Origin of the sequence: Mucilaginibacter sp. OAE612, assembly GCF_041806395.1 — a bacterium.
GTDB lineage: Bacteria > Bacteroidota > Bacteroidia > Sphingobacteriales > Sphingobacteriaceae > Mucilaginibacter > Mucilaginibacter rubeus.
This window is the reverse complement of record NZ_JBGMUW010000001.1, coordinates 6,473,844-6,492,266: the sequence shown is the minus strand read 5'-3', so window position 1 is coordinate 6,492,266 and position 18,423 is coordinate 6,473,844. Positions and strand designations below refer to the sequence as shown.

Here is an 18,423-nt window from a genome sequence, read left to right as displayed (position 1 = left end):
CCGCGCCCCCTCTCGAGAGGGGAACTTGAATTGTAATTATAAAACTTAAATAAAAATTCCCCCTTTAGGGGGTTAGGGGTCAAATGAAAATACCTGAACATATAGCAAACGCCAACGGCAAAACACTTTTTTCTTTTGAACTGATCCCGCCTTTAAAGGGGCAGAGCATCCAGGGCATTTATAATGCTATTGATCCGCTGATGGAGTTTAAACCTCCGTTTATTGATGTTACTACCCTGCGCGAGGACTTTATTTACAAGCAGCACCCAAGTGGCCTGCTCGAAAAATTATCGTACCGCAAACGCCCGGGCACTATTGCCATCTGCGCGGCTATCATGAACAGGTATAAGGTTGATACCGTGCCCCACCTGCTTTGTGGCGGCTTTACCAAAGACGAAACCGAGAACGCCCTTATAGAATTAGAGTTTTTAGGTATCGAAAACGTACTGGTATTGCGTGGCGATGCGCGCCTTGGCGATTCATCATTTGTACCTACGCCTAATGGCCATTGTTATGCTACCGATTTGCTGCAGCAGGTAGTAAACCTTAACAACGGTATTTATTTGCATGAGGACCATGGCAATACAGCCAAAACAAACTTTTGTATTGGCGTAGCCGGTTATCCCGAAAAGCATTTTGAAGCCCCGAACCTTAAAACCGACTTTAAATACCTGAAGCAAAAGGTAGAAATGGGTGCACAGTTCATTGTAACCCAGATGTTTTTTGATATTGGTAAATACAAGGAGTTTGTAAACGGCTGCCGGGCCAATGGTATCAATGTGCCTATTATTCCGGGGCTGAAACCGATCACATCATCAAAACAATTGGTTACGCTGTCAAAGACATTCCATATTGATATCCCGGAAGATTTGAGTGATGCCATCCATGCCTGCGCCACCGAAAAGGATGTTAAAGAAGTAGGTATTGAATGGATGATCAATCAATGTAAAGAGTTGATTGCCTTTGGCGCGCCAGTGCTGCATTTTTATACCATGAGCAACGCCGGGCCTACTAAACGTATTGCTGAAGCGATATTTTAATCGCCGTTAAGGTCGCACACAACCTTCTCAAAGCGTCATTGCGAGGCACGAAGCAACCCCCGACTGTACAGGGCGAACTTGTATCGCTACTCTGTATATTGGGGATTGCTTCGTACCTCGCAATGACGAGAATGATTGGGTAACTGATATTTATAAAAGCAGTATTACTAAAAATAAAACGCTATTTTTATTTTAGTAATAAACTGCCTATGGATACCTTTAGTCACATCAAGGCTGTTATCAGCATTACATTGGGGCTTAGCATTACCCACCTGCTTAAAGGGGCGGCCAAGCAAATTCAGCACCCCGGCCGGGATAAACCTTATTGGGTGCATAACCTGTGGGCGCTTTACGTGTTTATATTGCTGCTGCACTTTTGGTGGTGGGAGATTAGCCTGCACGAAATAAAGCACTGGCTTTTTGCCGAGTACTTTTTCATCATTATCTACATTGTTACTTATTACAGCGTCTGTGCATTGCTCTATCCTGATGATTTAAAAGACTATCAGGACTACAAAGACTACTTTTACTCACGCCGGAAATGGATCTTCAGCATTTTGGGGGCCAGCTATCTGCTTGATATCATAGATACCGAAATAAAGGGGCCAAGCTATGTACATCACTATAACATCGAGTACCCAATCCGCAATATCAGTCATTTTATATTATGTATGATAGCCATTAAAGTAGAGAACCGCAACTTTCACGCGGCATTGGTGATCGTGTTCCTTTTGTACGAGGCCTCGTACATCCTGAGATTATTTTAACGGTTAAAATGAGAGGGCGCCGACATGCAACGGCACCCTCTTCCCCCGTTCACATGCAGGTTACTTGCAAAAGATAACCTGGTTCGTTTTTCCCCAGTCGTTACTTTCGCCGGTGGTTAATTTGCGATAGGTTGTCAGGGTTAGGCTACAGGCGCATGAGGGCCATGCGCTAAAAGGAGGAGTTAAAACAAATGGTGACGGCGAGGCCATGTCAAATTTCTTAGCGTCTCCGCGCGGGGTTGTGCCGCTGGGCAAACCGCTCACAGTACCCGTAGCGTTTGACCATACACCCAGCGACCAGCTGGCAATCAGCTCATGGTCAACTGTGTAATCGGCATGGGCGGTTCCGCTTACCGGAGTGCAGCCACTGCCCCCGCCGGCAAAAAGTTCTTCCAGCTTCAGCAGGTTTACTTCGTTCCAGTTGTTAACATAGATCTTGCCGATAAGCGATTGCGTATTCAGGTTTGGCGAAGCGGCATTAGCCGGATCGTCAGTAGTTTGAAATTGGATGTATAACATTCTGCCGTTTTTCTGATCTGCCACAGGCACAGCTAAACCAGGCGTTAACCCGGCGCTGGCATCGCCGCCTCCAATAATGGTAGTAGTGTTTAAATAAAACAGCGATCCATAAAAACCATTATCCAATGCAGGCTGATCAACACGTACCCAGCCATTGGCGTCAGGGTGCAGCACATGATCCGGGATCGGATTAGGATAATTATCTGCAGGAACGCTATCGGGCACAGAAGCAGGTTTATTGATATCGATCACTACATCCTGAAAGGCAGTTGTACCATTCCAGGTGATTTGCCGGGTGGCAACTTTTAAGGCTGTAGCTTCCATCTGGGCGGTAGTTACCGGGCTGAAGTTCAAGTTATCGGTAGAAAACAAAAAGCGGTAATAAAGTGGGCTGGCCGGCGCGGTGGGCACTTTCTTGGTGGCGTAGCCCCCCAGCTTAACCGAACCAAAGAAACCGTATCCTGTGCCGCCCGCTCCAAATTTGCTCATAAGGGTTTTACCGCTGCCATCAATATCAGATGTAATGCTGAAATTCCCAACCGCGGTAAACCATGGTATATCGCTGGTAATGATGCCGCCGCCTTTAATGCACAGTTTTACGCAGAAACAGTTGTTGGCATTATGCCTGTCGTTCTGGCGGCCCCGGGTACGGTCTTCGGCCAGCAGTACAGTGCCAGATGAACTTTCAACCCTGAAATAATAGTCCGGACCGGCAGGCCATTCTACATTGAGCCATGGCAATAAGGTTTTCCTAAAATTGTCACCGGGATATACGATAGTGAACTTGCCGTTGTTATCGGTATAGGCGTTGCCCAAATAGTCGTCTTGCAGCAGGTCGACATCATAAGCAAAAACCTTAACACCGGGAATTGGCTTTTGGGTTTCACAATCGTTTACATAACCGCAAACTACCCAAATGTCCAATAAGGTAAGGATGCGGCAAAACCATTTGGAATCTATTTTATAATCAAATCTCGCATATTGAGCATTTTCCTGGCTGCTTTTATACAGGGGTTGCAGTGTAGTAATGTGGAACTGTAATAGCGGTTCATTTTTAGGCAGCGGGATTTTGAAAGGTACGTTGCCGCAATACCAGTCTACATCAATACTGCCGCCTTCATAGCCGGATTTGCCGCCATCGATTTCGATAGTAAAATCGCCGTTTCCCTGTACATCGGCCTGTGTAATAAACAACCGCTCTTTCGCTTTCAGTTCATCATCATTTACCTGGTGAAAGGTTTGTTTGGGATCGGCGACAGCAAGCCGGGTTTCATTTTGCTGATCGGAAGGGCGATAAACTTTTACCGATGTGCCTGCAACAGGCAGTTCGCAGTCTGAACATAATAAACCGCGCAGGTTCCCTTTAATAATGTAGTTCATAAGTTTTTGATTAGTATTTGTACCGGCTTACTCTTTAAACTGGATTTTCAGCATACTCCACCGCAAACAAGCTGATGTGCGGCTCATTTGCTGAGTCAAAGTTTGGGCAAAACGGCTGCGCAATCAACGTTGCCAGTACGCTATTATAGCCTGTAGTGGTACGCGATATTAAAACGTATCATCAACATGAACCAAACGTAGAATTACGTTTTAAGGGAAATTTCGGTATAAAAAAGAAAGCGCCTTTCCGGGCAGGAAAGACGCTTTGCAATCACATTTTAGGTTGTTATTGATACAGATATGTTTCGGCGAGATGCTGCATAGCTTCCTGGAACAAGGCAAAAGCAGTTTCCTCATCATTTTGGTTTATCGCGTTAAGCGAAGTAGCAATATATTTATCGTACAGGCCTTTAAATATTGCCCCTTGGTTTGGTGTTTTGTCAATAGCTTCCAGCAGCGATGCAGAAATGGTGTAATATTTCTCAACTTCCACACCACTCAACTTATCGGTTAGTATTTTATCGCGGAACGCGCGCAGTGTATTTAACTGGCCTTCGGCTTCTGTGCCTAACATCGTGGTTGTTATGCGGGTAAGTGCGCATGGATCTTTGCCTGTAGTTGGGCAACCTGTTGAACCTGGACACGGATATGATTGATCTCCGATTAAAAACATATTGCTTTCAGGGTGTATAATTGCTTTATAAGAGTAGTCAGCATCAATACTGTGTCCGAAGTGATAGACCAAGTTATTTACTTTTGTGCTACATACGAGTTCGGTTAATATTTCTCTTCCCATGAACGATCCGCGGTTAATTTGTGTATAAGCCATAGTCGGATCAAGCTTCTTAAAATTCAATACATGATTAAATAATACCTGCCATGTTCTTTCTAATGAAATAACTTCACCAGTGTTAGTCATAAAACCGTGTTGATTAATGATGGAGTTAGGTAAACTGGCAGTTACGGTGTAATTACAAGGAATCAGCACCAACATTCTTGATGAAGGATCATTAGCATCTTCAAGGCCGTTCATAAACTTGATACCGGATACGTTTTCAGCGTTCAAAACAGTTTCAACAACTTTGCGACTAAGCATTACCGATTTAACTTCTGTAGGGAATTTTTGCTGAAAATTTTCGGTTAACTCTTGATAAAAGCTTTCGCTGATGAACTCGCCTACCCGATCAGGGCTGATCTGTGTAATTAGCATTTCTTGTTTCATAAAATTTGGTTTTAGGTTTTTGTAATATTATTATCAAAAGCAATTTAATAAACAATATCCATATTTAGATATTATATTAAAAACTTTTTTTGCATCCTGAAAAACAGGATTATTTAAGCACAAAAGACCTATATAACCAGCAATTTCATGCCACGTAAGATTACAGTTTCTGATACGTAAAAATACGTATAATACAAGCGTGATAAAACGGATTAAATTCACAATCAATTAATAATCAAACAGATAAAAACGAACCGGCAATATATTGTAAGATATATGGCCGGGGCATCTCATTGAAAGAGATACTTATTAGTATTAGTTTTATACAAAACTAAATCCCTACACGCTATTATTTTTTATGGAAACACAAGAAAGAAGACCATCATCACCTATTACCGGAAAAGAAGGCGCACCGATTGATATCAACCTGGCGGCCGAATGGACAAAGAATCACAGGCACCGTAATCCAAAAGATATCATATCACAATTTTTCGGACAGGAAATATTAAACACCATATTAAAGCAGGATGGCTGTATGGGCATCCGTATTTATTATGCCAACGATCAAAAGCTTAATAACTGGCAAAAGTTTTGGGTTTCTGTAAGCAATTTCCTTTTATCTGTTATCGCCGATGTTAGCGGGCAGCAGCATTTTATAATCACTGGGGTAACGGCTGATGGAGAGGATCAACTTCCAGGCAATAAATCAGCAGCGGCTAAAGAGTCTGCCAAAGGTGTTCAAACCTTCGCACTTATGACAGCCGAAAATGACAATATTGTTGGTGAACAGGCCGTGCCATGTCCTGGTACTGCTGGCTGTCCGCAAAATATTTTGACTAAAGACTAATATTAATTATTCTAATCACATGCTTGTAAGCGTTTTATTAATGAATATATCGGTCATGTCCGGTCTATTCCCGTTGCTGGCAGCGGCGCATAACTACAAGCATCTTGACAGCTTAATGAAATTGTTAGCTTTGTTTTTATTGATATCAGCCTTATTTGACTGGTCGATGTGGTTGTCATATCAATTCAAGCCACATACCGGACATCCCTTAAACACTAATCCATTACTCCACGTATATGTTATCCTAACAATAGGATTCTTTGGCTTGATGTATTATAAACTGCTTTCAAAGTCTTTTCTAAAGAAGATAGTTATATTACTCGCAGCTATAACAGTGGCAGTAGTATTATATAACGCCAAAAATTTGTTTGATTATCCATCGGTTTCAAATACAGCATCAAGTCTTTTACTAATAGTATTATCGCTTATATACTTCTATCAACTTTTAAATCCACAAACCTTTATTCATATTGAAAAACAAGGTTTATTTTGGTTTAATTCAGGCGTGCTATTTTACTCAGCAGTCAATATCTTTTTATTTATGCTTTTTAGCAAGATACCTGATAAGGATAAAGCAGATTATTATGTTATCTTTAGCATAACTAATATTATTACGAATCTAATATACTCTGTTGCATTACTTTGCAAGCCACAAAAAAAGGCATAGCAGGTTTGCATATTATGATCATGTATAACAGCCCTATTTTAGAGATAACCCAAAATGGCTTAATCCCGGTACTCATCATCGGGACACTCGTGGTTGTTATATTGATCGGCTTTTTATTCTTCTTCGTGATTATTTACCAGCGGAGGATGCTAAAAAACCAGGCAGAGTTACGCGCCATGCATGATGCACGGCAAACCGACCTCATGAACGCCGTCTTTGAAACCCAGGAAAGTGAACGCAGACGCCTGGCCGAAGACCTGCACGATAGTGTTGGCCAGGTACTTTCAGCTATAAAGCTTAATCTGCACCGGCTGGACAAAAATTGCGTGAGTGAGGTAAGTCAGCCCCTACTGATAGACACCCGTAAACTGGCCGATGAGTGCATCCAGGAGATCAGGAACATTATACAAAATGTGCTGCCTCCTATACTTACCGACTATGGGTTGCTGATTGCCGTCGAGGCGCTGTGCACCAAGGTGGAAAACAACACCCATATCAAAGTTAATTTCACTAAAAATTTTGTAGATAAACGCTTCTCCAATGAAATTGAACTGGCACTGTACCGCATAGCCCAGGAGTTGTTTGGTAATGCTATCAAACACTCGGAAGCTACGGTCATAAACCTTAATATGGCCTTACAAGCCGGTTACCTCATTATGGAGTTTAAGGATAATGGTAAAGGCTTTAATATGGACGATGTTAAGCAGGGTTTCGGTCTTAAAAATTTACAAAGCCGCGTGCAACTCATTAATGGCGAAATAAATACGTACAGCAAACCGCTTAGCGGGGCAATCAGTATCATTAAATTAAAAGTAGCATAGTTAAAATCAATAGTCTATATTTATTGATAATTTGAATCTTGTTAACAACCTATGGGCCCAATTAAATTAGGTATAGTAGACGACCATAAAATTTTCAGAAATGGTTTAAAAGCTACCCTTGAGGATTGCGGAGGTTTTGAGCTGATACTCGAAGCTTCGAACGGCAAAGAGCTGATAGGCTTATTGACCGACAAAACCCCCGATGTTATATTGATGGATATTAAAATGCCCGAAATGGACGGCATCCAAACCGCCACCTATGTCCATCAGCATTTTAAGGACATTAAGATCCTGGCGTTATCCATGTTTAATGAAGACAAATACATTGTGGATATGATGAAGGCCGGAGCATCGGGCTACCTGCTTAAAAATGCCGAACCGGAAGAGATCATCGAGGCTGTATCAACCGTTTATAACAAAGGTTTTTATTTTAACGAACATCTCTCTATAACGCTCATCAAACAGCTGGTAGGTAACGACCACGCCGATAATATCCCCAATAACAAAACCGACCTTAACGAGCGCGAAATTGAAGTGCTTAAACTGGTTTGCCAGGAGTGCTCCAACCAGGAGATAGCAGATAAAATTTTCCTGAGTGTGCGCACTGTTGAAGGTTACCGCGCAAGGCTGTTTGAAAAAACCGGATCGAAAAATTTAGTAGGGTTGGTTATTTACGCTATTAAACGCGGCATTATTAGTGTAAATTAGTCGTCAGTCCTAAGTTTTAAGCCTTAAGTCATTAATTATAAGTAAGAAGTACAAGGCCTGACCGACTTCTGACTAAAGACTTCCGGCTTAATACTTAATTACGCTGATAACTTTTTATCGCCGGCCAGGTTGCGCATAAATCTTTTGCGGTAGTTAAGCGGGCTCAGGTTCATTTTAGCTTTAAACATTTTATAAAAGTGCGATACATCGCCAAAGCCGCTCTCATAGGAAATCTCTGAAATAGGCTTATCTGTTTGCACCAGTTGCTGTATGGCATAATTAAGGCGATACTCAATTATAGTTTCCATGAATGTTTTGCGGGTAACTTTTTTAAAGTATTTGCAAAAAGCATTCGGGGTCATATTGGCAATACCGGCCGCTTTATCTAATGATACGTGGTTTCTGAAATTTTCAACCAGGTAAGCAAATACCGGGTTAATACGCTCACGCTCGGTATTTGAGCGCTCGCCAATAATGCGGTTCTGATCGAGCAGAACGTACTCTTCTGACGAAGCCATACGGTGCAGGATCTCGAGCAAACCTATCAGCATCCTGAAATTGCTTTTCTCTTCAACCAGGCTAAGCAGCAGTTTGTTAACCTCGGCACGCGTTTCGCCATAAAATGACACCCCGCAACCGCTTTGCTGAAAAAGTTTTTTGATGAGCTGAAGCTCAAATTTGTTAAAAAACTCTTCGCCCAAAAAAGCATCATTAAACTGGATCACCACCGCGCTTGCCTCGCGAAGCACTGTTTCATTGGGTTCAAGTTTCCAGCAATGCGGCAGGTTAGAACCAAGCAACACCAGATCGCCGGACGCAAAATCTTCCATGTGGCTGCCAACATAGCGTTTGCCGGTGCCGCTGATGATACACGTTAATTCATATTCTTCATGAAAATGATAAGGGGCATCAAATGCCAGCTTATCAAATTTCCGTACCAGAAATGACTGCGTGTTTGTAGGTTGAAGAACTTCGTACGACGCTTTTATCATTGCATATTTTAACGTAAATAAAATTCTAATTCAAATTACGGATAAAATCATCCATAAATGTACCATTCATTTCATTTTTTTTCAACTAAAGTTAACCTTACTTTGAAATATAAACCTAAAAACTATGGATACACAGATCGCTCATTTACCGTCACTTGATAATTTTATAAAACTATCCAACCACAATATTAATGAATTTCGTGAAAAAGGCCATACCCTTGTACACGAAGTGCTTACAAAAGATGAAATTGCTGCCTATCGCCCCGTAATTGTTGGCGCGGCCGACAGGTACAACACCGAAAAGCGCAAACTGGAAGAGCGCGACACTTATGGTAAAGCCTTTTTGCAGATCATGAACCTTTGGCAGGTTGATGAAGATGTTAAAACCTTTGTGATGGCCAAACGCCTGGCCAAAATTGCCGCCGACCTCATGGGGGTTGAAAATGTACGTATCTATCACGACCAGGCACTCTTTAAAGAACCCGGCGGCGGCCCTACCCCATGGCACCAGGACCAGTATTACTGGCCCATCGATACCAACAATACGGTAACCCTTTGGATGCCCCTGGTTGATATTGATGTAAACATGGGTATGCTGACTTTTGCCTCGGGTTCATACGTTAATGGCGCTGTATTTAACCATGAAATTTCTGACGAATCGGAATCGGCGTTTGACGATTATGTGAAAGAGAAAGGATTTGAAATAACCCGCGCCCAAACCATGAAGGCCGGCGATGCAACCTGGCACCGGGGCTTCACCATCCACAATGCTCCCGGCAATAACTCAGACAAAATGCGCGAGATCATGACCATCATTTATGTAGCCGATGGTGCCCGCGTTACCCCTTACAAAAACGAATGGCAAAAAAATGATCACCATAAATGGCTGATGGGTAAACCAATCGGGGGTCTGATTGATTCGGAGTTGAACCCGAAAGTGCTATGACCCCCTCTAAATCTCCCCCAAAGGGGGAGACTTTAAAATAGCTGTTAAAAGCCCTCTCCTTTGGAGAGGGTTGGGTGAGGTCACGCCGCTACCCAAACCGCATCAATAAACCATTTTTTGGTATCAAAAAACTGGCCTACCGGTTGAAAGCCTGTGTTTATGGCTATCTGATCGGTTTGCATAAGGGTGAACTTTTGGGAGATCTCCATGTAGATGTATTCATCCTTCTTGAAATCTATTTTTTCGTTGCCGACGCTTACCTGCTGATCTTGCAAACTGATGAGGTAGCTTTTGCACGCCCCGGTTTCAGGATCGTAGGTTGGATAATGTTCAAACTTGCTTATATCAAAATTAGCATGCAGCTCGCGGTTAATGCGGCGTAACAGGTTGAGATTAAACTCGCGGGTAATACCATCTTTGTCATTATAAGCTGCAAGGATAACGCGCGGATCTTTTTTCAGGTCCATGCCAATCAGTACCATGTCTCCTTCTGATAGGTTATTTCTTAGCTCACGGCAAAACTCTATGGCCCCATCAAGTGGCATATTGCCAATGTTTGAACCTAAAAACAGCACCACTTTACGCCTTGGCGAAATAGCGGCGGCCTTTTTCAGCATCTCAAAATATTCGCCATTTAGTCCGGTGATCTTTAAGCCGGGCAAAGTTACGGGCAGGGTTATATTGAGATATGATATTACATTATCTGAGATATCAATAGGCAAATAAGTAAAATCAGCTTTTTTATCCAGCAGATATTTAAGCAGGTAAGAGGATTTTGTGGCATCACCTGCACCAAGTTCTATCAGGTCAAAAGCATCGCCATCAGCAATCAGCGCGTCACAGATCTCGGCAGTTTTTTCTGAAAAGATCTCCAGTTCGCAGTTAGTCGGATAGTATTCAGAGCAATTCATGAGCTCCTGGAATAGCTTATCGCCATTGGCATCATAAAAATACTTTGAATTGAGGTGCTTTGGCTCCGATTGCAGCCCAGCTATAACATCATCATAAAACTGCTTGTTTTCGGCGCTTATGACACAATTAACGGCTGTGGGTGTAAAGGCTTGGCTCATAGATGTGGTGGTGTTTTGTGTCAATTTACCTCGCAAGTCTTATGCCAGTAAATTGCCATCGTAAATTTGTCTGAAAAAAATTGCGATATGTTGCACGACTATGACCCGGGGGCGTAACTTCTGACGCGCCGCGCAGCACTTTCTGATTAACCATAAACTTGCCATTGTATTCGCCTATGGCACCCGGCGCCTTGGCAAAACCCGGGTAAGGCAGGTAGGAACTTTCGGTCCACTCCCAGCGGCGCCCCCAGTTAAATTTTGAAGAGGCAGCTTCCCACTCAAATTCGGTGGGTAACCGCAAGCCTTTCCATGACGCATAAGCGTAAGCCTCAAAATAGCTGATATGTGTAACGGGATCTTTTAAATGCAGCGGCTCTAAGCCGTGATAGGTATAGTTATGCCATTCATTATCTATGAGGTGCCAATACAACGGCGCTTCAACCTTATTTGCTTTTACCCAATCCCAGCCCTCGGCGTGCCAGTGCCGAAAATCATAATAGCCGCCCCCGTCAATAAACTCCAGGTATTCGGCATTTGTTACCAGTTTGGGGCTTATTTCATAAGCATTGAGGTATACTTTATGCCGGTTAAGCTCATTATCGAAACAAAATCCATCGCCGGTAAAACCTATTTCATAAATCCCTTCACCCATACTAATAAAAGCATCATTCCCCCTTTCATCAATATGAGGGGCGGCATAATTTTTATTATAGGCAGGGAATAGTGGGTTGTGGCCCAGGATGAATTTAATATCGGTCATTAAAAGCTCCTGGTGCTGCTCTTCGTGGTTAAAGCCCAGAATAAGTAATTCTTTAACATCGTCACTTATTTCGCCGCATAAAAAGCTTTCCATGGCTTCATCAACATATTTGCGATAGCCATAGATTTCAATAACCGTTGGGCGGCTCAGGTTACCACGATCTGTACGGATCACGCGCGTGCCAACAGTTTCGTAGTAACTGTTAAAAACGTAATTATAATCAGGATTATATTCCTTGTAACCCATGAAGTAGGGCTTAAGGATGAACGTTTCAAAAAACCAGGTAACGTGACCAATGTGCCATTTAGGCGGACTAACGTCCACAACAGGCTGTACCACATAGTCTTCCGTTTGCAAATACGAACAAATTTTTTCTGTACGTTGGCGTACCTCTTTGTACCGGGCTATTAAATCCATCGATGTTATTTCTTATCCAAAAACTGTTTTAAGTTTGAAATTGTTTTAATCCCCAATTTCCTGGCCTGCTGCTGCCTCATCATTAAAGCGTAAGCATTGTTAAAACCAATGGGTTTAAGCCATTTAATTTGATACCTGCTTTCAAACTGGCGTTGTACATAATTGTATGTGCTATCCCTGTTTACTGTTACCTCATTAACCGTTTTTGGCGATGCCTGTAAAATTGCCAGCAAACCCGTACCCGTGTATTCTGGGTAAAAATCTATCTGGTTATTGGTTAGCGCGTCAAAGCAAATTTTGGTGCCGCCAAGGCCTGTTTTGGTTGATACCTCATGATCTGTATATCCCTTTATCAGCATGCTGTACATATTAGCCAGGATGTATTGTTCACCAAATATCTTTGAACCTATCCGCACTATGCCATCGTTCCCGCCCCGTTCCGGCCGCCATAATTTATTGGCAACCAAAAAATCCCTTGCAACACGTTCGGGGCTTTGGTGAAGATAGTCGGTACGGTAATTTAAAACCGTCATGACTGAATCATTTATTTTGCCCGAAAGCAGATTTAATGTCGGCTCAAGGTCAGGAAATTTTTTCAGGGCATCATCGCGAACAATTGGCGCCGCATAGTATGGCGGAAAAATGTGCTTATCATCATCCAGCACAACCAAATCGTAAGCTTTTAGCCTGCCATCGGTTGAATAGCCACTAATTACATCCAGATGCTTTTCAAATGCAGCCTTATACATTACAGCATCGCTGATCACGATGGTATGGATCTTTAAGCCGTATTTGCTCCGGAGGCCGAGATCGCCGTCCTGCCTGCCCATAAATTCGGGCGTAAAACCCGCGGTAAGCTTTCCTTTTGATTTTGCCGGGATGATATAGAACAGGCAGAATACTACCAGCAATACCGGGAATACATATAAAAAACGCTTCAACTTTTTAAAGCTGATCTTTTGTATCATCGATAACAGCAAATCAAAAACAACTGCCAGCAGCGCCGAAGGAATTGCTCCCGCCAGGATCATGTTGGTATTATTAAGTGAGATCCCACCGAAAATAAACTCGCCCAAACCACCGGCTGCAATAAGCGAAGCCAGTGTTGCCACGCCCACGTTGATCACCGTAGCCGTGCGGATGCCGGCAAATATTACCGGCATGGCCAGGGGCAACTCTACCTTAAACAAGATTTGCCATTTGCTCATCCCCATAGCAACAGCAGCTTCTTTAACCGACGCATCAACCCCCAAAATGCCCGTGTAGGTGTTGCGGATAATGGGTAGAAGTGCGTATAGCAATAATGCAACAATGGCTGGCTTAGGACCAATCCCTAAAAGCGGGATCATGAAACCAAGCAACGCTATACTGGGAATTGTTTGCAGTACTCCTGCAATCCCTAAAACTATGCCTGATAATTGTTTTTTACGAACAATAAGAATGCCCAGCGGCAAGCCAACTAATACAGCTATGCACAACGAAATAAAAGTAAGTCCGATATGCTGCAGGGTTTGCTCCTGCAGCTTGCCCGACTGCTGCTGCATAAACTGCCATAAGGTTTGCTGCTGCTCATTCATGGGCCTGATGGTTTTTATATTGATAAAAGGCCGTCATCAGCTGTTCAAAGCTTACCGTTTTAACCTGGTTTTGATCTTTGCTGATATTAATGGTTTCGCCGTTATTAAATTTAAAACTCTCCAGGGCTTCCCACAGGTTAGTACCGGCATCAAAAGATGAAGCTTTCGTTTCTTTATTTAATTCAGGCAATAATTCCCAAAGATCGATCAGCTTAATGGCCTTAAATTCCAGTTGCAAGCGCTGATGTTTCAAAAAATCTTTTACAAAATCATTTACGGAATTAAACAGTAATTGCGCTGGCGTTCCCGACTGGATAATCTTTCCTTTGTCCATCAGGCAGATCCTGTCACCCAGTTCAAAAGCTTCCTGCACATCATGCGTTACCATGATAATGGTTTTACGCTTAAGCTCATCAAGGGCTTTAAATTCGGCATGAATCTTTGAGCGGGTAACATTATCCAGCGCGCCAAAAGGCTCGTCCATCAGCAACACCGGCGGATTCGACACCAATGCCCTTGCCAAACCAATGCGCTGCTGCTGGCCACCGCTCAGTTCGTTAGGGTAAATATTCAGATACGAAGCATCGAGATGGAGTTTTTCCATTAGTTCGGCCGTGCGCTTTTCAGTTTTCTGTTTATCCCATTTTAACAGATTAGGCACAACAGCGATATTTTGAGCAACCGTATAATGCGGAAACAAGCCGTTGTTTTGCAGCACATAGCCAATCCCACGGCGCAGGGTTTCAGGATCCTGATCCATGATGTTTTTATCATCAATGTAAATACTGCCTTTGGTTGGTTCAATAAGCCGATTGATCATTTTTAGCGTGGTGGTTTTACCGCAGCCGCTGGTGCCTAACAAAATGAGGTTCTCCTGCTCCTCTACCTGGAAAGATACCCCATCAACCGCTTTAACCCCGCCAAAATATTTGCTTACCTTATCAACTTTGATCATGCGCGCCGGTTTTAATCCCCAAGGGTCATGAAAAGGTTATTCAGCGATTCGGAATACAGTGGATGGGCAAAAACACAATAACGGATCCTGTCGTAAGTAATACCGCCTTCCATGGCCATTTGCAGCACAGTCATGATTTCTCCGCCTTCGGGGCCAAGTACCGTAGCACCTAAAATCTTTTTTGTATCGGGATCAACAATGGCTTTCATAAAACCACGTGTATCGCCAGTCTCAATAGCACGCGCCACATGGGCCATGGGCAGCTTTGCTACTTTATATTTAATCCCCAGCTTTTTTGCCCCGGTTTCATCCAAGCCGATCCTGCCCAATTGCGGATCGGTAAACATGCAATAAGGCACCGGACGGTCCTGGATGTTATAATCCGTTTTTTCAAAAAGGTTACGGTAAACAATGGTATAATCGTTATAAGAAATGTGTGTAAACGCCGGGCCGCCCTTTGCGTCACCAAGTGCATAAACACCAGCGGCTGAGGTTTCCAGCTTATCGTTCACCCTGATGTTACCATGCTCATCCGTTTCAATCCCGGCGATGGGCAAATTCAAAGCCTCCGTTTGCGGTTTACGGCCGATGGCCACCAATACATGGGTGCATTTGATTTTGCGCTCCTCCCCTTTTCGAGCTATCGTCGCTGTTATTTTGCCGCCGGCTTTTTGTTTAAACTTAACAGCCTGGGCATTATTGAGGACCTCGATTTTCTCCAGTTCGAGGATCTTTTGCATCTCTTCCGAAATATCCTCATCCTCATGCGATACTATCCGCTCTGATTTTTCTAAAATGGTAACCTTGCTGCCAAACCGCCGAAACATCTGTCCAAACTCCAGTCCGATGTAATTTCCGCCAAGCACAAGCAGATGCCCCGGTACTTCTTCCAAATCAAGTATGGTGGTTGAGTTGAGATATTTTATCTCATTCAAGCCCTCAATTTCGGGAATCAAAGGCAGCGCACCCGGGTTTAAAAAGATAAGATCCGCAGTAATCGTTTGCTTTTTGCCGCTGTTAAGCTTAACCTCAATCGTTTTTTCGCCAGTAAAAGTCGCCTCGCCCAACACCACATCAAGGTTTTGTGTTTTTTCGGCAGATTTTAGTCCGCCATTACGCGAGCGTAATACGATATCATCCTTACGTTTTTTTATGGCGGCAAGATCAACCGAAAACTTTTTTACCGGCACACCCAATTCATGACTTTTACCCGCCATGTAAGCCGCCTTTGCCGAAGCAACCATGGTTTTAGTAGGCGTACAGCCATCGTTAACGCAAGTACCGCCATAAAATCGTTTCTCAATTATAACGGTCTTTTTTCCGGCATTAGCCAATTTTTTGGCTAATGGGGCGCCGGCCTGACCGGCGCCTATAACAATGGCATCGTAAGTTTTCATAGTTTTATTCGGTAATTTTCACACCCTTCCAAAACGCCACATAATTGGTAATGTTTTTTGCAGCATCTTTTGGTTCGGGATAAAACCAGGCGGCATCCTGGTTTTCTTTGCCGTCAACTTCGAGGGAATAATATGATGCCAGCCCCTTCCACGGGCAGGTTGTATGCACGTCGGACGGTTTAAGATACTCGGCCTTAACGCTTTCTTTAGGGAAATAATGATTATTTTCAACAACAATAGTGTCATTGCTTTCGGCAATGACCTGGTTATTCCAGATAGCTTTCATAAAAAGATGATTGATTTATGGAATAAAGATAGCTTTAACCCGGCAAAGTTTGCAAGCCCCCTCTTAGTTTTTTATTTTATTTAATTGATATACAATAGCTTTCATCAACAATTTGGATTTTTTTTATTCTTTCTTTTAATTTTATTATTTAAACTCTATCTTTGCAATCCCAAATCAAGGGAAACAATAAAAAAGGCCCGTTCGTCTAGGGGTTAGGACAGGAGATTTTCATTCTTCAAACAGGGGTTCGATTCCCCTACGGGCTACCACAAGACACGAAACCTCAAATCGAAAGATCTGGGGTTTTTTAATACGTTATCAATCCAGCGTTTTCCGGGGTTGCGTAATTCAAATCAAGGGAAACAAAATAAAATGGCCCGTTCGTCTAGGGGTTAGGACAGGAGATTTTCATTCTTCAAACAGGGGTTCGATTCCCCTACGGGCTACATGGAAAGCCGCTTTAGGAAACGAAGGCGGCTTTTTTGTTTACTATGTTTTGAGCTTATTACCTCCAAAATTGCCACCATTTACCCTCAATAACTTTTGTTGGTGCTTCTGTCTCTAAAGGCGCCGGTTCAACTCTCTTAACCTGCTCTGGTTGAACATCAATTGAAGAAAAGTATCTCATAATTTTTAAATAAGTGTCTTTCTCAATCGGTTGAAGTATATACTGCACTTCGTCAAGCCTTTCCAGCACCAGGGATGGGTGTTGAATAAATCGTTGCCTATCTATTTTTAATATTTCGCTACCCATTCTTAAGATAATCAGATCCGATTTTTGAAGTAGTAATTTATACTCCGGCAATATAATCTGAACCGTTTGCACGCCTTCTGGAAAATTTGCGTCCATAAGGGTTGGCACTTCTAAATCTTCAGTAGCTTGATCAATAAATTGTATTTTTCTAATTTCATCTATTACACGGTCGGCAAATTGCCCTTCATCGGGCTGGTCTTGTGAAAGTTTATTAAGAACGTAGTTCCCGAAATAAAACGGCCGTATACAACCTGGCAGCATAACTTCGTCGCTCTTTTCCAAAAGAAACCTTAATGTATCAACACCATTTAAACGAGATAAATGCGCCCAAGCCGAATTGTATTGGACTTCAAATTGATCTAAAGAAAGTTCGTCATCAAATTCAGGCGAAATTATTGAGTTATTGATTTGGGCAATTGCCAAAGCAAGTTTAGCTGCAAGTATATAATCAGCTGTACTTGCGCAAATATTCAGTTCCACATCATATGCAGCTTCACCAACAGTAAGTGCCACCCCGCGAGCCGATTCATTCTCTAAGTAAAACTTACTGTAACCAACAATAACTTCATCAGTTTCAACTTTTCCTTTAATGCAAACATTATTTGGAACAAAGCTATTCTTAAGCAACTGCCCATATGTAATATTCTGATTCTTATTTATGATGATGTGATAGCTCATAGTGGCTAAGCTACAACTATAAGCCTACATCATCAAACCAGCAACTATATCCAACGAAAAGGCCGATTAAAACGTTCGTTAATCGGCCTTTTGCTTGAGTTCGGAACGCGCACACTTTCCTTTCCCTTAATTTTACCCTTCATAACCCGGATCAAATTCCACAATCCATTCAATACCATATTTATCTCGGAACATACCGGCGTATGTACCCCACGGACTATCGCCGATTGGCCCTTCGACCTCTCCTCCGGCTGATAGTCCGTTAAATATTTTGTCGGCTTCTTCACGACTTTCGGCGCTCGCATATATTTTAGACCTGTTTTCGTTTTCGCTTACCCGTCCCATAAATTCAGGCACATCATTAGCTATCAATACGTTGTTTTTGCCAAGGGGTAAGCCAATGTACATTATTTTGTTTTCTTCACTTTCCGCCACCTGAAACTCAGGGCCGGCCAAATCTTTAAAACGAATGATCCTGGTGAACTCTCCGCCAAAAACTGATTTGTAAAAATCGAATGCTTCCTGGGCGTTGCCATTGAAGTTGATCCAGGGATTAATTGCTCTCATAATTTTTAGTTTTTAAATTGTTATGTTTTTTGTTTATCTCTTCGGTTATTAAT

General features: G+C 42.7%; 18 protein-coding genes and 2 tRNA genes. 9 read left to right on the top strand and 11 right to left on the bottom strand.

Annotated features, from left to right (window positions below; genetic code table 11):
* The first annotated feature begins 83 nt into the window (after positions 1–83).
* Complete coding sequence (locus ABID99_RS27280; RefSeq protein ID WP_091173421.1) at positions 84–1,040, top strand: methylenetetrahydrofolate reductase; 957 nt, start codon at positions 84–86, stop codon at positions 1,038–1,040.
* Between the two features lie 209 nt (positions 1,041–1,249).
* Positions 1,250–1,807, top strand: a complete 558-nt coding sequence (locus tag ABID99_RS27275) for a hypothetical protein (protein ID WP_090533691.1) — start codon at positions 1,250–1,252, stop codon at positions 1,805–1,807.
* A gap of 60 nt (positions 1,808–1,867) precedes the next feature.
* On the opposite strand, the gene ABID99_RS27270 is transcribed toward ABID99_RS27275, so the two are convergent.
* Positions 1,868–3,706 (bottom strand): hypothetical protein, encoded by a 1,839-nt coding sequence (locus ABID99_RS27270; RefSeq protein WP_373615737.1) that lies wholly within the window; start codon positions 3,704–3,706, stop codon positions 1,868–1,870.
* Between the two features lie 286 nt (positions 3,707–3,992).
* The gene (locus ABID99_RS27265; RefSeq protein WP_090533687.1) at positions 3,993–4,928 is read right to left on the bottom strand and encodes a hypothetical protein; all 936 of its coding nucleotides are present in this window, start codon (positions 4,926–4,928) and stop codon (positions 3,993–3,995) included.
* Positions 4,929–5,286: 358 nt separating this feature from the next.
* Here ABID99_RS27265 and ABID99_RS27260 point away from each other — a divergent pair, with 358 nt between their 5' ends.
* The 4 genes from ABID99_RS27260 to ABID99_RS27245 are packed head-to-tail and all read left to right on the top strand — an operon-like array spanning position 5,287 to position 7,971.
* Positions 5,287–5,775: a hypothetical protein gene (locus ABID99_RS27260; RefSeq protein ID WP_090533685.1), complete on the top strand. Its 489-nt coding sequence runs from the start codon at positions 5,287–5,289 to the stop codon at positions 5,773–5,775.
* A gap of 19 nt (positions 5,776–5,794) precedes the next feature.
* Positions 5,795–6,442: a hypothetical protein gene (locus ABID99_RS27255; RefSeq protein ID WP_090533683.1), complete on the top strand. Its 648-nt coding sequence runs from the start codon at positions 5,795–5,797 to the stop codon at positions 6,440–6,442.
* A complete protein-coding gene (locus ABID99_RS27250; RefSeq protein WP_373615736.1) occupies positions 6,418–7,263 on the top strand; it encodes a sensor histidine kinase in 846 nt (281 codons plus the stop codon). The genes ABID99_RS27255 and ABID99_RS27250 overlap by 25 nt, the downstream gene beginning before the upstream one ends.
* A gap of 51 nt (positions 7,264–7,314) precedes the next feature.
* A complete protein-coding gene (locus ABID99_RS27245) occupies positions 7,315–7,971 on the top strand; it encodes a response regulator (protein WP_373615735.1) in 657 nt (218 codons plus the stop codon).
* Between the two features lie 98 nt (positions 7,972–8,069).
* Here the strand turns inward: ABID99_RS27245 and ABID99_RS27240 are convergent, their stop codons facing one another.
* Positions 8,070–8,963 (bottom strand): AraC family transcriptional regulator, encoded by an 894-nt coding sequence (locus ABID99_RS27240; RefSeq protein ID WP_373615734.1) that lies wholly within the window; start codon positions 8,961–8,963, stop codon positions 8,070–8,072.
* A gap of 124 nt (positions 8,964–9,087) precedes the next feature.
* On the opposite strand from ABID99_RS27240, the gene ABID99_RS27235 reads away from it, so the two are divergent.
* Positions 9,088–9,909: a phytanoyl-CoA dioxygenase family protein gene (locus ABID99_RS27235; RefSeq protein WP_373615732.1), complete on the top strand. Its 822-nt coding sequence runs from the start codon at positions 9,088–9,090 to the stop codon at positions 9,907–9,909.
* Positions 9,910–9,989: 80 nt separating this feature from the next.
* Here the strand turns inward: ABID99_RS27235 and ABID99_RS27230 are convergent, their stop codons facing one another.
* From ABID99_RS27230 to ABID99_RS27205, 6 genes are read right to left on the bottom strand one after another with little or no spacing between them, the layout of a single operon-like run.
* Complete coding sequence (locus ABID99_RS27230; protein ID WP_373615731.1) at positions 9,990–10,979, bottom strand: L-histidine N(alpha)-methyltransferase; 990 nt, start codon at positions 10,977–10,979, stop codon at positions 9,990–9,992.
* A gap of 25 nt (positions 10,980–11,004) precedes the next feature.
* Positions 11,005–12,156 carry an ergothioneine biosynthesis protein EgtB gene (gene egtB / locus ABID99_RS27225; RefSeq protein ID WP_373615730.1) on the bottom strand — a complete coding sequence of 384 codons (1,152 nt, stop codon included), beginning with the start codon at positions 12,154–12,156 and terminating at the stop codon, positions 11,005–11,007.
* A gap of 5 nt (positions 12,157–12,161) precedes the next feature.
* Positions 12,162–13,733, bottom strand: a complete 1,572-nt coding sequence (locus ABID99_RS27220) for an ABC transporter permease/substrate-binding protein (RefSeq protein ID WP_373615729.1) — start codon at positions 13,731–13,733, stop codon at positions 12,162–12,164.
* Positions 13,726–14,688, bottom strand: a complete 963-nt coding sequence (locus tag ABID99_RS27215; protein ID WP_373615728.1) for an ABC transporter ATP-binding protein — start codon at positions 14,686–14,688, stop codon at positions 13,726–13,728. Before ABID99_RS27215 ends, ABID99_RS27220 begins: the two co-directional genes overlap by 8 nt.
* Before the next feature lie 11 nt (positions 14,689–14,699).
* Complete coding sequence (locus tag ABID99_RS27210) at positions 14,700–16,085, bottom strand: mercuric reductase (RefSeq protein WP_373615727.1); 1,386 nt, start codon at positions 16,083–16,085, stop codon at positions 14,700–14,702.
* 4 nt (positions 16,086–16,089) lie between these two features.
* Positions 16,090–16,371 (bottom strand): DUF427 domain-containing protein, encoded by a 282-nt coding sequence (locus ABID99_RS27205; RefSeq protein ID WP_090533667.1) that lies wholly within the window; start codon positions 16,369–16,371, stop codon positions 16,090–16,092.
* A 194-nt stretch (positions 16,372–16,565) separates the two neighbouring features.
* Here ABID99_RS27205 and ABID99_RS27200 point away from each other — a divergent pair.
* Positions 16,566–16,640: transfer RNA gene (locus tag ABID99_RS27200), tRNA-Glu, on the top strand.
* A gap of 105 nt (positions 16,641–16,745) precedes the next feature.
* Positions 16,746–16,817, top strand: a tRNA-Glu gene (locus ABID99_RS27195).
* A gap of 59 nt (positions 16,818–16,876) precedes the next feature.
* Here the strand turns inward: ABID99_RS27195 and ABID99_RS27190 are convergent.
* Together ABID99_RS27190 and ABID99_RS27185 are read right to left on the bottom strand one after the other, a co-directional pair.
* Positions 16,877–17,803, bottom strand: coding sequence for a hypothetical protein (locus ABID99_RS27190; RefSeq protein ID WP_188834121.1), 927 nt, complete (start codon positions 17,801–17,803; stop codon positions 16,877–16,879).
* A 132-nt stretch (positions 17,804–17,935) separates the two neighbouring features.
* Positions 17,936–18,370 (bottom strand): VOC family protein, encoded by a 435-nt coding sequence (locus tag ABID99_RS27185; protein WP_188834122.1) that lies wholly within the window; start codon positions 18,368–18,370, stop codon positions 17,936–17,938.
* Positions 18,371–18,423 lie beyond the last annotated feature (53 nt).

Excerpts from the sequence above, each read along its gene's own strand:
- ABID99_RS27240 (WP_373615734.1), bottom strand. The coding sequence starts at position 8,963 with ATGATAAAAGCGTCGTACGAAGTTCTTCAACCTACAAACACGCAGTCA.
- ABID99_RS27230 (WP_373615731.1), bottom strand. The coding sequence starts at position 10,979 with ATGAGCCAAGCCTTTACACCCACAGCCGTTAATTGTGTCATAAGCGCC.
- ABID99_RS27220 (WP_373615729.1), bottom strand. The coding sequence starts at position 13,733 with ATGAATGAGCAGCAGCAAACCTTATGGCAGTTTATGCAGCAGCAGTCG.
- ABID99_RS27245 (WP_373615735.1), top strand. The coding sequence starts at position 7,315 with ATGGGCCCAATTAAATTAGGTATAGTAGACGACCATAAAATTTTCAGA.
- ABID99_RS27255 (WP_090533683.1), top strand. The coding sequence starts at position 5,795 with ATGCTTGTAAGCGTTTTATTAATGAATATATCGGTCATGTCCGGTCTA.
- ABID99_RS27280 (WP_091173421.1), top strand. The coding sequence starts at position 84 with ATGAAAATACCTGAACATATAGCAAACGCCAACGGCAAAACACTTTTT.
- ABID99_RS27190 (WP_188834121.1), bottom strand. The coding sequence starts at position 17,803 with ATGAGCTATCACATCATCATAAATAAGAATCAGAATATTACATATGGG.
- ABID99_RS27210 (WP_373615727.1), bottom strand. The coding sequence starts at position 16,085 with ATGAAAACTTACGATGCCATTGTTATAGGCGCCGGTCAGGCCGGCGCC.
- ABID99_RS27260 (WP_090533685.1), top strand. The coding sequence starts at position 5,287 with ATGGAAACACAAGAAAGAAGACCATCATCACCTATTACCGGAAAAGAA.
- ABID99_RS27185 (WP_188834122.1), bottom strand. The coding sequence starts at position 18,370 with ATGAGAGCAATTAATCCCTGGATCAACTTCAATGGCAACGCCCAGGAA.
- ABID99_RS27275 (WP_090533691.1), top strand. The coding sequence starts at position 1,250 with ATGGATACCTTTAGTCACATCAAGGCTGTTATCAGCATTACATTGGGG.
- egtB (WP_373615730.1), bottom strand. The coding sequence starts at position 12,156 with ATGGATTTAATAGCCCGGTACAAAGAGGTACGCCAACGTACAGAAAAA.
- ABID99_RS27215 (WP_373615728.1), bottom strand. The coding sequence starts at position 14,688 with ATGATCAAAGTTGATAAGGTAAGCAAATATTTTGGCGGGGTTAAAGCG.
- ABID99_RS27205 (WP_090533667.1), bottom strand. The coding sequence starts at position 16,371 with ATGAAAGCTATCTGGAATAACCAGGTCATTGCCGAAAGCAATGACACT.
- ABID99_RS27270 (WP_373615737.1), bottom strand. The coding sequence starts at position 3,706 with ATGAACTACATTATTAAAGGGAACCTGCGCGGTTTATTATGTTCAGAC.
- ABID99_RS27235 (WP_373615732.1), top strand. The coding sequence starts at position 9,088 with ATGGATACACAGATCGCTCATTTACCGTCACTTGATAATTTTATAAAA.
- ABID99_RS27265 (WP_090533687.1), bottom strand. The coding sequence starts at position 4,928 with ATGAAACAAGAAATGCTAATTACACAGATCAGCCCTGATCGGGTAGGC.